This is a genomic window from Komagataeibacter nataicola (assembly GCF_003207795.1).
In the GTDB taxonomy this organism is placed as follows: domain Bacteria; phylum Pseudomonadota; class Alphaproteobacteria; order Acetobacterales; family Acetobacteraceae; genus Komagataeibacter; species Komagataeibacter nataicola.
In genome coordinates, this window is the sequence record NZ_NIRT01000054.1 from 1 (window position 1) to 12,022 (window position 12,022).

Below are 12,022 nucleotides of genomic sequence, written 5' to 3' on the forward strand. Positions count from 1 at the left end.
GCGAATGGTATGCTGTCAGATGCCAGCTCGCCATCATGTTCGATGATCGTTTCCCAATGGCCTGAAAAAGTGCCACCGCACAAAATTCTACACAGTCTCGGCGGCGTCAGCTCCATCGCCATCCAGCTGGCCCGGGTCCTGACCGATGTCACGGTCATCGCCACCGCCTCCCGGCCAGAAACGCGCGACTGGGTAAAATCCCTCGGGGCCCATCATGTGGTGGATCACAGCAGGCCTCTTGCCGCGCAGGTCGCGGCCCTTCCGACCGGTGCACCCGGCTTCGTCTTTTCCACGACGCAGACGGATCGGCATATGCCAGAGATTGTCGCGCTGATCGCGCCCCAGGGGCATTTCGGCCTGATTGACGACCCGGCCGCGCTCGACGCCCTGCCGCTGAAGAAGAAAAGCCTGTCGCTGCACTGGGAGCTGATGTTCACCCGCCCGCTGTTCGGTACGGCCGATATGGGCAGGCAGGGCAAGATTCTCAACGACGTCTCACGCCTCGTGGATGACGGGCGTATCCGCACCACGCTTGGCAGGAACCTCGGCCTGATCACGGCGGCGAACCTGCGGCAGGCTCATGCCCTGATCGAGAGCGGCCAGGCAAAGGGCAAGATCGTGCTCGAAGGTTTTCCTGGCTGAAATGGAGAAGACCATGACTGAATCCGCAAAAGCGCTCGTCGAGACAGGGTGTGGAACATGGGCGGAGAACAGGCCTCATGACTGATGAAGAGCACCTGATGACCCTGAACCGTACCGGTGGACGGTTCGATCTCAACAGGATTGCCGCAGCGTTCCCGCAGACCGCGGATACGATGCTGCTGGATACCTATCTGACCGACAGGCCGGAAGCCAGTATCAGGGTGTTCCGGATCTATCGGGACGTGCCGCCGCATTATCATACCCAGTGTGATGAAGTCCTCCATGTGCTTTCGGGAGAAGGGACATTCTGGATTGATGATCCGGCTGAGGAAGCACCGTTTGTCCCGGGGCACCTGCTGGTCTTTCCGCGGCGTGCGGTGCATGCGGTACCGCGTATCCTGCGTGATCCTGTCACTTTTCTTGCCATCGACACACCGCGCCGGGCACCGGATGACGTGGTGTTTGTCGATCCTGCCAAAGGCACGCCTTCCGGTTTCATCAAGAGTATCTGAAGTCATGTCGCGGGTCACAGATGAACTGGATCTGTGTCCCTGCAGCGCATGCCCGCAAAACGCGGCGTAAGCCCAGGGCATCTGGAGACGGTTTCCTTTCCCGAAAGACCTGGTCCGGGAAACATCTCTGTTCAACAGGAAAAAAGGAAATCAGGGGCGGCCCCTTCGGGGTTCTCTCACTCTGGTTCGCTAAGCGGCTGCGCCGCTAACCTCACTGGAGCCCCCTGCGGGGTCTCCACGCTTTCGCGCAACGGTTCGACCGCTCGCCCTGGGGTTCTTCAGGATGAATAATTATGAGATTCCTGATAATACTGCGATTAATAAAATGGGCATAAGGAAATAAAGGTAATAAAACAGTAGTAAAATAATGTTTACTTCTGATATATTGTCTTTTTTATTGTATTTATATTCTGTCTGTACTATTCTTTATTTGTGGAGAGGGAAATGGTACCCGCCACAGACGCCCCGCCCGGTGGTGACACACCGGACAGGGCTGACGCCAGACAGAAAGGTCAAGTTTCATGTCCAACGCTACCAACACAATGACCGCCGCCCTCGCTTCCGCGCAAGAGAAGAAAGCCGCCAGCAAGGCAAAAGCAGGCCAGAAGGCCCCCGCTGCCCGCCGCTTCGAGGAAGCGGCCCGGCGTGCGCCTGTCATCACCATCGAGGCCGCCGAAGCCCTGATCCCCGTTCCCGACCAGATCACCAAGATCGTTTCCCATTTCGGCCTTGAGGACTTCGACGCCGACGCCCTCGCGGAAACGACCCGGCAGGCTTTCACCGTCATCGCCCGCAGCCTCTCGCCTGTGCTGGTCGTGACCACATGGAACGGCGAGCAGAACGACAAGGGGCTGGAAATGCACCTCCAGCGCATGGCGGGTGCCGCTGTCGCGTCCGCCTTCGGAGCCGCCCAGTTCTATGACGCCAAGCGCGCGCAGGCCCGCGAACTGTCCTCACAGTTCAACGAGTATCGCGAAGAGGACCGGATGGGCGTCGACGGGCTGGAAAACAGGGCGGCCAATGCCCGCCGCTTCGCAGCCGAGCAGGGGATCAAGGCCGCCGCTCTGGTCGCGTCCGCCCGCGGGGCCCTTGCCGCCTATGAGGACATGATCGGCACCCCGTGGAAGCCCTACACGGCCAGCAACGCCCGCACCATCGACCAGCGGGCCGCAGCCGCCGAGATGGACGCCCTCGGCTTCTGACCGACCCGGCCGGACCCACGGCGGGTCCGGCCACCCACGGCAAGGTACCTTTCTGCAAGGATCGACCCGCATGAGCGAATATGAATCCATGGCAGACCGCGACGAAGCCCTTGAACTTTCGCGTGCTGCGCCCCACCACGCATGGGTCCTGACGGACCGGGACGTCTGGCATCGCAATCCTTTTTATCACGGCCCGGAAATGCCACACCCTGAAGATGACGGCGCCCATGACTTTATTGCCGACCACGGCATCGACGCATGGCGGGAGGCGACCAGGGCCGCAAGGGCCGCAGCCATCGCCGCAGCCGAAGCGAAAGCGCGCGAGATCGCGGATGCCCCCGACCCCTGGTGGCCTGACGATCCGACGCCTTGAGAGACTATGCCGCAGGAGCCCGGAAACCGGGTTCCTGCTTCTGGTGTCCGGGGTCGCCATCGTGCTTGCAAAAAAATGCCCTGAAACCAGCATGCCGCCGCGAGGCGCCCGCCTCAAGCCCGCTGCGCGCCGCGCTTCGCGCGGTGAGGACACGCCCCTTTCAGTGAACAGGGCCGCCCGGATCGCAGGGCGGTGCCCCGCGCTCCGGGCAACCCGGTCCACCTCAGGGGCATGCCCTCAGGCTTGACCCGGGCACCTCGCGGTCCTCCCGGCGGGCAGCGGCCTTCCCTGATCCGCTCCCGGGGAAAACAATGTAGGCCATGCAGCATGCCGGACTGTGGAGATGACAAACCTACTGTGTCGCCCTGCCGAACACGAAGCCAAGCTTGCCGTCATTCATGACATAGGGCGTGCAGGTCATGCCGGGATGGACCGCGTCGTAGGGTTTCAGCCACCTTGTGGAGACCCAGCCGGGACGCAATGCGAGGGTCATGCTCCGGACGTAGCCGTTCGTAGGCGGTGCGTCCGTGGCGATGGGGAGTACTGCCAGCGCAGGAGCAATGCTCGGGGCACCGTCCCGTGGTTCGCTCTGCAGCGGGATCGGATGCCTGAAATCCATCATGACCCGTTCCGGCGCATCAAGGGCCATGCATCTGTACCCGTCGAGCGCACGGACCGGGGTTCTGTGCAGCGCGAAGGCCGGGTGGCTGATGCTGCAGGTGAGGGCCGCAAGGATCGCGGCCCGGCAGGAAAACCTCATGCTGGACTCCTTGTCAGCCGGTCAGGATCGAACTGGACGCAGCACTGCCCATTTTTGCTGCGACCGCCGCGCGCCATTGGCCGACCGTGGTGGTTGAACTGATATTGTTCCCCGACATCGCCGTGCTCGATATGTAGGACGACATGAGGCTGCTGTCGTCGGCCGTCGCGATTTCAGCACCAGCGCTCGGGCCAAAGTTATAATAGGCCCGGGCATCAAGGGCTGTCGGGTTACTGATGCCGCTGTGCTGCAGACTGGTCGCGGCATCCTTGAGATACTGCGCTGCAGCCACCGCCTGTGTCGCCGGATCCTGCTGGCCCGCCGTGCCGCTGGTGATGGATGAGGCTAGCGAGGGGGCTGCGGCCAGTGCCTCTCCAAGGGTCTGGCTGTAGGTCCCGTTGCTCATCTGGAACGCGCCTGTGATCGTACTGCCGTTTCCGGCCGTGTAGAGGTTCTGGCAGCCGGATTCCACCACGCAGGTCGCGGCGAGCGCTGACGGATTGACGCCCAGTGCCTCGGCGTTCTGGGCTGCCGCATAGCCCCATGACTGCTGGTATAGGGTCTCGAGCGCATCGCTGTCGGACGTGCCTGCTGTCGCTGTCTGGGTGACGGCGCCGCTTCCGCTGGTGGCCTGGGCTGTGCCCGTTGTGTCCGGGGTCCAGCCACCGAGCCCCGGTTCCTGATAGGTTGCGTTGACATGTGTCGGGAGCCCGCCCGGCACGTTTACTGTCTGTGCGTGCCCGATCGGCGGCGCGACGAGGCTGCACGTTACGAGGACCACGGTCGCTTGCGTCGTGCGGCGGCATGGAAAGGGGAGCCGGATCACCTTGGCCTCCTGTTGCGAGGCGGACAGGATCGGCCAGCATCATGCGACCTGTGTCAGTACTTCGTACGGCGTTTCGGTTCCGGCCCTGAGCATGTCCGTTGTGGACAGGCTCAGGGCATCCGTCCGAGCGCAAATCCCGCTATCAGGACGATGGAACTGTAGCCCAGGATCCGAAAGGCCGTCTGCAGGTTGTACCGTCTGGTCATGGCCGTGGCCTGGCTCTCGATGGCACCCCTTAATCCTTTCGTCATATCCGCGGTGATCGCGAGGAGTTTCTTCTCGACCAGTTTTTCGTTGATGGTGCGCAGCGTGTGCACCGCTTCAATGCCGTCCCTGAGGTGGCTGCGGATGGCGATCGTGTCCTGCGCCAGGGTTTCGCGCTGCTGTTCGGCCACCAGCCTGCTCTCGGCAACGGAGCGGATGGAGGCGCGCCTGGCTTCAATGCAGAGGGTGCCGATCTGGTCTATCGCTGCGACCAGCGCCGAAAGGACTTCGACTTCGGGCGCGATCGGACGTTCGACCCACTGGGCGGCGACCCGGCGCAGGTTCTCCATTCGGATCGCGAATTCACGGTCTGCCGCCTCGATGTCGCCCTGGGCTGCCATCAGACATTCTCCATAACCACGTCGGGCAGTCCCTTCGGCATCCGGGGCAGATAGTCCGCTCCGAGGTCGCGCAGAAAGAGGGGTACGTCCCGTTTGAGCCAGCGATTGACCCGCAGCCTGTCGAAGACCGAGCTTTTCGGCTGTCCGGGAACCGGCTTGTTCGCAGCAAAATCCATGAACGACTGCCCACGATCCGCGATTTTCTTCAGCCCGTTGATCGCGGGGAACACACCGTGCGCGGCGCCTCGGTCCAGAGCGTTGAGCACCGCTTCGTTTTCGAGGATCTGGCTTACCGCCTGAGGTGTGTCGATACCGACGGGAAGCAGGCCTTCATTTATGACAATCGCCGTGCGGCGTGGCAGGAAGCCATGCTGCTCCTGAAGGTCCTGCAGATAGTCGATGTCCGCATTCTCCATACCGATCATGAAGATCGTCACAAGCGAGACCCCAAGCTCGTCCAGCGCCGCGACAAGGGGAGATGAGCGGATCAGTTCGTGCATCGCAGTCCATCCTCCCCCGATGTCGAGAATCGCATCATGGCGGGATTCAACCAGCTTCTCGATCTGCCCTTCGAGCCAGGCAGCCTGCCCGGTCGGGGACGTGCTGTCCGCTTCCAGAACCTGCGGACCAAGCGATGAAAGCGTATGCGAGCGGTTCATGGAATCCGTGTTCCAGATCTCCGGTCTGCCTCCCTGCTGGGCCGTGATCTCGGCCAGTGATTTGAGGAATGTCGTCTTTCCCACCCGCTGGCGCCCGATGGCTACGAGCAGGGTTGGGCGTGTCACCAGCACCGTTGGTTCTGCGGCGTCTGTGATCGTGGCGGATGCCATGCCTTACTCCCGATGAAAACCGGGCTCCTTTCGCTTCAGCCGCGCAAGAAGGTCCCGCTTGATGGCCTCGGCCCGGGCGCGACCAATGGGAAAGTTCTTCTCCCCGGTTGTCTCGCTGCCCGAGCACCCCGGCACTGTCGCGGGCAATGATGCGACCTGTGCGTTTTTTTCGGCGGGTACTATTTGTGCGGGAACGCCAGTTCCATCGGGCGCGCGGCTCACGCGACCGTCATCCGCAAAAGCGGGCGTCCAGCCGTGAGGGAAGCGGCTGGGTTGCATGGTGCTTTCAGTGTCAGGAGATTGTGGAACCTGTTCAGCTTCCGGGTGCATGCGGCGGGTGCCGGCCATACGGCGCCAATAGCGCTCCATACGCTTCATCGCTTCCTTTTCGTCCGGAAGGTCAAGGCCATCTTCTCGGGCTGCCGCAACATAGGGAGCCCAGGAATCCCCTTTTGATCGCAGTGCGCTTATGTCTTCGCAGTTGGTGAGCAGCCACCGATAGAGAGGTGTCGCACTGTCTCGGGCGCTATGGTTCTCGATGAGCGATTTCAGCCGTTCCTTGCCGAACCTGCCTGTCATGATTCATCCCCTCCTGCATCATCATACCTGGGTCGCAGATTCGTCAGCATGCAGATTCTCACATGTGATCTGCGCGCGCATACTCATGAGCGACCCATATACCTACCCTTGACGCACGGACGGAACGACTGTTTCACGACCCAACAACTACCCTTACGACGACCCATCGATATACCCGAGGCCGACATTGCGCCTACCCATAAATAGCGGGTCCTCATACACCATTGCACCGTTGGTGCGGGCGGCTACGCCGCCAGGAGTGGGCAAGCGGGAAAGGGTATAAGCAATGCTTAGACCCTTGCGGATGACGCGGATGCCGCTGAGCACGTTTTCCATGAGAGGTCGCATGCTTCCCGCGCACAATCTTCTCAGGAAAAGGGGAGACATGATATGCCAGACACCACCATCAGGAGGCCGCGAGCCAGGAAGCCGGTCAGTGATCCGGTTCAACCTATTCTGCATAAGAGCGAACGAGACTATCTAACGTTCGAAGATACCCGGATATCAGTTCGGGAAGTCACCGGAAGGCGATGGATCTCGGCCCGGGAGATTTGCTGCATATTGGGCCTCAGCAATCCTTCTGCGACAGTCAGACGGCTCGATGATGATGAATATTGCCGCATCAGCGTGGTGACCGCAGGAGGGATGCAGGAACAGCTCTTCGTCAGTGAAAGCGGAGCCAATCACCTGACGTTCATTTCTCGAAAGCCTATTGCCAAACGGGTTCGGCGCTGGATTACCGGAGAGGTGATGCCACAGATCAGTCGAACTGGCGCCTATATCCCCGGTGGAGGCCCCGGAAGTGCCGTGCAACTCACGATCACCAGTACCCAGATGGATCTTCTCAGGCGCCTTTCGCGGCCTGGTCCTCACATGGTTTTTGTGATGCCGGGACAGGAGCCATACATTGAGGAGGTTGATCCTCACCAATTCATCCGCGACCTGGATCGTCACGACGTGGAAGGGCTGGTTCACGCCATGAACCTGATCGGGTCGGTCTGGAGCATATGCCGCAAAATCGACGGGGCGATGTATTGCTCCCCCGTCCTGCAGAGTGGTATCGGTCGCCAGCTTGATGACGCCATTCGCATCGGGGTGGACCTGTCCCGCAGCGTCATCCTGCCCGCCCGAGAGAAATCATAAATCCGCTACGGTTGTGATTCGATCTCTCCGTGTTCCCTTAACTGAAAGAGACAGCGCTGATGAAAAGTACCGATCTGATTGACCGTATTGCCGAAGCCACGGGTGGCACGAAGGCCGATGCGAAGACCGCTCTTGAGACCGTCATAGCCTCTATCGTTCAGGCTGCAGAGGTCGGCGACGAGGTATCGCTGCCCGGCTTTGGCAAGTTCACCGTCCGGCACACCGCCGCCCGCACGGGTCGCAACCCGGCGACCGGTGCCGAGATGCAGATACCAGCCTCGCGCAAGCTGGTTTTCGCGCCGGCCAAGGCCGTCAAGGACGCGCTCGCCGGAGCTGATCAAAAGAAGGCCTGAACGGTCGCATGATTCCGCGTCACGCTTCCCGTGGTTCTGACATGGGAGGTGATGACGATGAGCGAGACGGCCAGGAGACCTGACATAACAGCAGGCCAGGACGACGACATCCGGGAACGGCTTCGAATGATCGAAGACAAGCTGTCTCTGATCATTGAAATTCTCTCCCCGAAAGAATCTGATGGTCCGACACTTGATGAAATCCTTGGCCGACTGGTAACACTGATCGCCGCGCAGAGCCCTCTTCTCAGGCGCATCGATCTTACGACTGGCAGGATCCTCGACATTCAGGAGGGCCGGACGCCCCGCACCTCATCGCCCGAGGAAAAGGACGGAACTGGCGTCTGATGATGACGTTCCGGAAAATTTCGGCTGAGAGCACCGGTCGCTTGATCACCGCCTATTTCACCCAAGAGCTATCGGATCCGGAACATGATTTCCGAACCCAGCCAGGAAAGGTTTCTGATGCGGACGGTGCCCGACTGACCAGTTATTATACTGGGCGCGATGGCCGCGCCTCGTGGCGGCCGGACATGAAGCCGGAGATCGCGGCGGTTCTCGGGATCGATCCCACTATACCGCCGAAAAACGGGCAGCTAAATCGCCTGTTCGAGGCAAAGCGGGCTGATGATGGCGAGGACTGGTCAAAGAATGCCCGCAAGATCAGTGCCTATGATCTGACCCTGGCGCCGCACAAATCGGTGACGCTTGCGGCCGAGTTTGCGCCGACCGAGGCCGAGAGGGCAGCCATCTGGCATGCCATTGATCGGGCAAACGACGCCACCATGCTCTATGTCGCGCGGGAAATCGGTTTCGCGCGGCGCGGTCATGGGGGCGAAGACGGTGCCAACCCGGGCGAGGTCGCCTGGGTGTCATTCCGGCATGATACCGCGCGCCCGACGGTCGAGGCGCGTGACGCGGCGACAGGCCAGACCTATCTGATCGATACGCCAGCAGGCGGCGATCCCCATGCCCATATCCATAATGCCCTGTTCAATGTCGTGGTTACGGAAGAGGGGCATGTGGGTTCACTCGACACGAAGCGGCTGCGATCGCGCGTGCACGAATTTGGAGCATATTTCCAGGCACAGCTCGCTGATGAACTGCGCCGGATCGGCATCGCCCAGCAATACGATGCGAATGAACAGGCGACGGTCATCTCGGCCGTGCCGCAGAATATATCGGATTTCTTCAGCAAGGGACGACGGAACGTCATCAGGGCGGCCAAGGATTACGCCGCGGCGGAAGGAGCGGACTGGGCGCATATGCCGATCGAACGCAAGCGTCGCATCCTGTCCATGGCCGGCCTGGCAGCCCGGCTCGACAAGGACAAAGGCACGAGCGACCATGAGATATGGCGAGAACAGGCCAGGCGTCTTGGCTGGGAGCAAAAAAGCCTGCTTGGCACGCCAGTAGCGCCTGTGGGCACCCGGGAACAACGATACGATATTGCCTACCGTTTCGCTGCGCGCCATCTCGCAGGGGAGTTTGAAACAGCCGCCGTGATCGATCACGACAAGCTTCGAACGTATGCGGCCCGGGGCCTGATCGGCACCGGCATCGAGGGCGGGGTGAAGGACATTGATCATGTCGTGGCCCTTATTGAACAGCGTGGTCTTGAACTCAGCGGGGAACGGGTCTCGCTGATTCAGGAGATGCGCGGCGACAGGCTGAGGGTGACGAATTCCGCGCAGATCGCCATCGAGGAGGACCTCGCGATTCAGGCAGCTCGTGCGTCAGGAGACCGAAGCGGGGCGCTGTCGGACCGCCAGATCACGGAAGCGATCGGACGATCATCCCTCGACTTTGCAAGCGATCATGGAAAGACCCAGAAGGCCGCTATCTACGCTCTTGGCCGGGGCGGCGCGCTCTCCATGCTCACCGGTGTCGCGGGCTCCGGAAAGACGGCGCTGCTGTCTCCGCTGGTTGATGCGTGGAAACATGATACGCGTTATGACACGAATGGTCGCAGGGTTATCGGGATTGCCAATGCCTGGCGCCAGGCGGACGCATTACGTGAGGCCGGCATCTTTGACACGAGCGCGATGCTGCCTTTTCTGGCGCGGCTGGAGCGGGGTGACGTTGATGTGGACCAGAATACGGTGCTGGTGATTGACGAGGTCGGTCAGGTCGGCCCGCGCCAGATGCTTCGCCTGTTACAGGTGCAGCGTGATACTGGTTGCACGGTCAAGGCGCTGGGTGACCACGAGCAGGCGCAGAATATCGAGGCAGGGGACTCCATCGAGATGCTGCGCCGGGTTCTGGATCCGGAAGATATGCCTGAGCTTCTGTCCAGTGTCCGGCAGGTATCTGCAAGAAATCGCCAGATTGCTGATCTGTTTCGTGGCGCAGAGCCGGAAGAGAGCGATCTGGAAGCCCACGAGTTCAAGGGGGCTGCGGCAAACGCGCATACGGACGAGGAAAATGATGACGATGTCCGTAACAGGTTCCATCTGAAGGAAGTCCGGGATGCGATCGATATGAAACGGGCGGATGGAACGATCCGTCTGGTCGGCGGCGACCATGAGGAAGTCCTGCAGGATATTGCCCGGCTGTATGTGACGCGTCGCGATGCCCTGGTAGCCGAGGGGGCCGGCCCGCAGCGAGGCCGGGCCAAGACGATCAGCATGTCGGCGCTGACCAATCAGGATGCTGCCGATCTGAGTCGCGCAGTCCGCAGGATCCTGCAGGAGCGCGGCGAGATCTCGACACATGAAATTACCGTGCAGGCCATTGATCAGCGTGGCGAGACCTATGATCTTGCGATCGCTACGGGCGACCGGCTTCGGCTGTATCGTCGGACGTGGGGCAGCGTGGATGGAAAGGGCGCCACAGTCGGAAATAACGGCGATGTGGTGGAGGTTCTGGCCCATGGTGATGCGGGGCTTCGCGTCCGCACGAAGGACGGGCTTGTTGCTGATGTTGAATGGCGGCGGTTTCGTGATGTGAAGACTGGTCGGGTACTGCTGGGGTTCGGACATGCCATGACGATTGATGCCGCACAGGGGCTTACTTCAGACGAGCACATCAATGCCCTGCCGCGAGGCGTTGAACTGGCGACGGGATTTACCTCATACGTTGCAGAAAGCCGGGCGCGTGGAACCACATGGACCATGATCTCGGATGCCGCGACCTTTGAGGCGGTCCGGAACCAGAGGGCGCTCGGGGATACGACGCCCATCACCAGTGACGATCTGTGGAATCATGTGGCAAAGAAAATGGCGCATAAACCATATAAATCATTGGGCACGGATCTGGTTGCCCGAACCCGCAAGGCCCGGGATGCGAGGATCCGGGAACTGATCGCGCTTGGGCGCACGCAGGAGACACTGATGAAGTCAGGTCGCCCATATGGCAGGGAGATTATTCTGGAGACCCAGGCGCGGCAGGCCGAGCGCTTGCATAAGGCGCGTCTGGCCGAGATCAACGCCAGGTTGCAGGTCATGATCAGGAACGCACCAGCGGTCATGACGGGTGCAGAGCAGATGCTTCGGAGCCAACGGGCCGCTCAGGTGCAGGGCAGGCGTCCCCATGTGCCATATGCGTCGCCAGGCGCCGCCAGCTAGAGCGTCCGGCTTTCTGCTGTTCTCACCTGGATTTGGATCCTGCCGACCGTGTGCCATACCGCGACAACATCTCAGATCTGACGCACGCTTTGGTCATTTGCGCAACGAAGTCGGCTGGGTATCGTTAGGCAGGCGGGGAGCAGCAGATAGCAGGCCAATGATGGATGATGTGTCTTTCCGGGGAGATCCTGATCCGTTCGACTGTTAGTTGAAGAACGAATTGCGTGCCCGGTTCAATGATGTTGTGCGTGAACCGATCCCTGAAAGTCTGCTGCGCATTATTGGCGCGACCGGAGCTTCCGGGCATGTTCACGCCTTAAGACCTTCCCGGGCCGAGGAGGAAGCTGTGTCTGAGTGTTCTGCTGACACCAGCTCCAGATGATTTCGTATCGCAGATATGGCGTCTTGATGCTGGGCGGGAAACGGGTAACAGGATTGCTGTAGAAAGCAAGAAGTGTTGACGGTCAGATAAAATACAGATGAGCAGGCACAGGATCCTATTGGATATCTGCTCAAGAGCATACCTGTTCTGGGGACTATCCTGAATTTTGTGCGGTGTGGTGATAAATTGCTCGAAGAGGAGCCCCCGCATGAGCATTGATAAAGACCTCCTGGACCGCCTGATGGAAGG

14 protein-coding genes are annotated in these 12,022 nt (G+C 60.7%); 8 read left to right on the forward strand and 6 right to left on the reverse strand.

Going from position 1 to position 12,022, the window contains the following annotated elements:
- The 4 genes from CDI09_RS16485 to CDI09_RS16500 form a co-directional block, all read left to right on the forward strand.
- A partial coding sequence (locus tag CDI09_RS16485) for a zinc-binding dehydrogenase (RefSeq protein ID WP_249034053.1) occupies window positions 1-642 on the forward strand: 642 nt, incomplete at its 5' end.
- 77 nt (window positions 643-719) lie between these two features.
- Window positions 720-1,154 (forward strand): cupin domain-containing protein, encoded by a 435-nt coding sequence (locus CDI09_RS16490; protein WP_078524633.1) that lies wholly within the window; start codon window positions 720-722, stop codon window positions 1,152-1,154.
- 521 nt (window positions 1,155-1,675) lie between these two features.
- On the forward strand, window positions 1,676-2,356 hold the full coding sequence (locus CDI09_RS16495; RefSeq protein ID WP_078524632.1) for a hypothetical protein: 681 nt from the start codon (window positions 1,676-1,678) through the stop codon (window positions 2,354-2,356).
- Between the two features lie 70 nt (window positions 2,357-2,426).
- Complete coding sequence (locus tag CDI09_RS16500; protein ID WP_078524631.1) at window positions 2,427-2,729, forward strand: hypothetical protein; 303 nt, start codon at window positions 2,427-2,429, stop codon at window positions 2,727-2,729.
- 352 nt (window positions 2,730-3,081) lie between these two features.
- On the opposite strand, the gene CDI09_RS16505 is transcribed toward CDI09_RS16500, so the two are convergent.
- The 6 genes from CDI09_RS16505 to CDI09_RS16530 form a co-directional block, all read right to left on the reverse strand.
- Window positions 3,082-3,489, reverse strand: a complete 408-nt coding sequence (locus CDI09_RS16505) for a hypothetical protein (RefSeq protein ID WP_078524630.1) — start codon at window positions 3,487-3,489, stop codon at window positions 3,082-3,084.
- 13 nt (window positions 3,490-3,502) lie between these two features.
- Window positions 3,503-4,315 (reverse strand): hypothetical protein, encoded by an 813-nt coding sequence (locus CDI09_RS16510; protein WP_078524629.1) that lies wholly within the window; start codon window positions 4,313-4,315, stop codon window positions 3,503-3,505.
- Between the two features lie 110 nt (window positions 4,316-4,425).
- On the reverse strand, window positions 4,426-4,920 hold the full coding sequence (locus CDI09_RS16515; RefSeq protein ID WP_078524628.1) for a hypothetical protein: 495 nt from the start codon (window positions 4,918-4,920) through the stop codon (window positions 4,426-4,428).
- Complete coding sequence (locus CDI09_RS16520; protein ID WP_078524627.1) at window positions 4,920-5,750, reverse strand: hypothetical protein; 831 nt, start codon at window positions 5,748-5,750, stop codon at window positions 4,920-4,922. Before CDI09_RS16520 ends, CDI09_RS16515 begins: the two co-directional genes overlap by 1 nt.
- A 3-nt stretch (window positions 5,751-5,753) precedes the next feature.
- Window positions 5,754-6,329 carry a hypothetical protein gene (locus tag CDI09_RS16525; protein ID WP_078524626.1) on the reverse strand — a complete coding sequence of 192 codons (576 nt, stop codon included), beginning with the start codon at window positions 6,327-6,329 and terminating at the stop codon, window positions 5,754-5,756.
- Between the two features lie 153 nt (window positions 6,330-6,482).
- Window positions 6,483-6,665 carry a hypothetical protein gene (locus CDI09_RS16530; RefSeq protein WP_078524625.1) on the reverse strand — a complete coding sequence of 61 codons (183 nt, stop codon included), beginning with the start codon at window positions 6,663-6,665 and terminating at the stop codon, window positions 6,483-6,485.
- 54 nt (window positions 6,666-6,719) lie between these two features.
- Here CDI09_RS16530 and CDI09_RS16535 point away from each other — a divergent pair, with 54 nt between their 5' ends.
- Genes CDI09_RS16535 through mobF form a run of 4 tightly spaced genes read left to right on the forward strand, consistent with a single transcriptional unit; the run spans window position 6,720 to window position 11,391 of the window.
- A complete protein-coding gene (locus tag CDI09_RS16535; protein ID WP_026018818.1) occupies window positions 6,720-7,472 on the forward strand; it encodes a BRO-N domain-containing protein in 753 nt (250 codons plus the stop codon).
- A 59-nt stretch (window positions 7,473-7,531) separates the two neighbouring features.
- On the forward strand, window positions 7,532-7,825 hold the full coding sequence (locus tag CDI09_RS16540) for an HU family DNA-binding protein (RefSeq protein WP_019086977.1): 294 nt from the start codon (window positions 7,532-7,534) through the stop codon (window positions 7,823-7,825).
- A gap of 51 nt (window positions 7,826-7,876) precedes the next feature.
- Window positions 7,877-8,173, forward strand: coding sequence for a hypothetical protein (locus tag CDI09_RS16545; RefSeq protein ID WP_026018817.1), 297 nt, complete (start codon window positions 7,877-7,879; stop codon window positions 8,171-8,173).
- On the forward strand, window positions 8,173-11,391 hold the full coding sequence (mobF, locus tag CDI09_RS16550) for a MobF family relaxase (protein WP_078524624.1): 3,219 nt from the start codon (window positions 8,173-8,175) through the stop codon (window positions 11,389-11,391). Before CDI09_RS16545 ends, mobF begins: the two co-directional genes overlap by 1 nt.
- Window positions 11,392-12,022: the final 631 nt, after the last annotated feature.

Excerpts from the sequence above, each read along its gene's own strand:
- CDI09_RS16495 (WP_078524632.1), top strand. The coding sequence starts at position 1,676 with ATGTCCAACGCTACCAACACAATGACCGCCGCCCTCGCTTCCGCGCAA.
- mobF (WP_078524624.1), top strand. The coding sequence starts at position 8,173 with ATGATGACGTTCCGGAAAATTTCGGCTGAGAGCACCGGTCGCTTGATC.
- CDI09_RS16540 (WP_019086977.1), top strand. The coding sequence starts at position 7,532 with ATGAAAAGTACCGATCTGATTGACCGTATTGCCGAAGCCACGGGTGGC.
- CDI09_RS16505 (WP_078524630.1), bottom strand. The coding sequence starts at position 3,489 with ATGAGGTTTTCCTGCCGGGCCGCGATCCTTGCGGCCCTCACCTGCAGC.
- CDI09_RS16490 (WP_078524633.1), top strand. The coding sequence starts at position 720 with ATGACTGATGAAGAGCACCTGATGACCCTGAACCGTACCGGTGGACGG.
- CDI09_RS16535 (WP_026018818.1), top strand. The coding sequence starts at position 6,720 with ATGCCAGACACCACCATCAGGAGGCCGCGAGCCAGGAAGCCGGTCAGT.
- CDI09_RS16545 (WP_026018817.1), top strand. The coding sequence starts at position 7,877 with ATGACGATGAGCGAGACGGCCAGGAGACCTGACATAACAGCAGGCCAG.
- CDI09_RS16520 (WP_078524627.1), bottom strand. The coding sequence starts at position 5,750 with ATGGCATCCGCCACGATCACAGACGCCGCAGAACCAACGGTGCTGGTG.
- CDI09_RS16500 (WP_078524631.1), top strand. The coding sequence starts at position 2,427 with ATGAGCGAATATGAATCCATGGCAGACCGCGACGAAGCCCTTGAACTT.
- CDI09_RS16530 (WP_078524625.1), bottom strand. The coding sequence starts at position 6,665 with ATGGAAAACGTGCTCAGCGGCATCCGCGTCATCCGCAAGGGTCTAAGC.
- CDI09_RS16525 (WP_078524626.1), bottom strand. The coding sequence starts at position 6,329 with ATGACAGGCAGGTTCGGCAAGGAACGGCTGAAATCGCTCATCGAGAAC.
- CDI09_RS16515 (WP_078524628.1), bottom strand. The coding sequence starts at position 4,920 with ATGGCAGCCCAGGGCGACATCGAGGCGGCAGACCGTGAATTCGCGATC.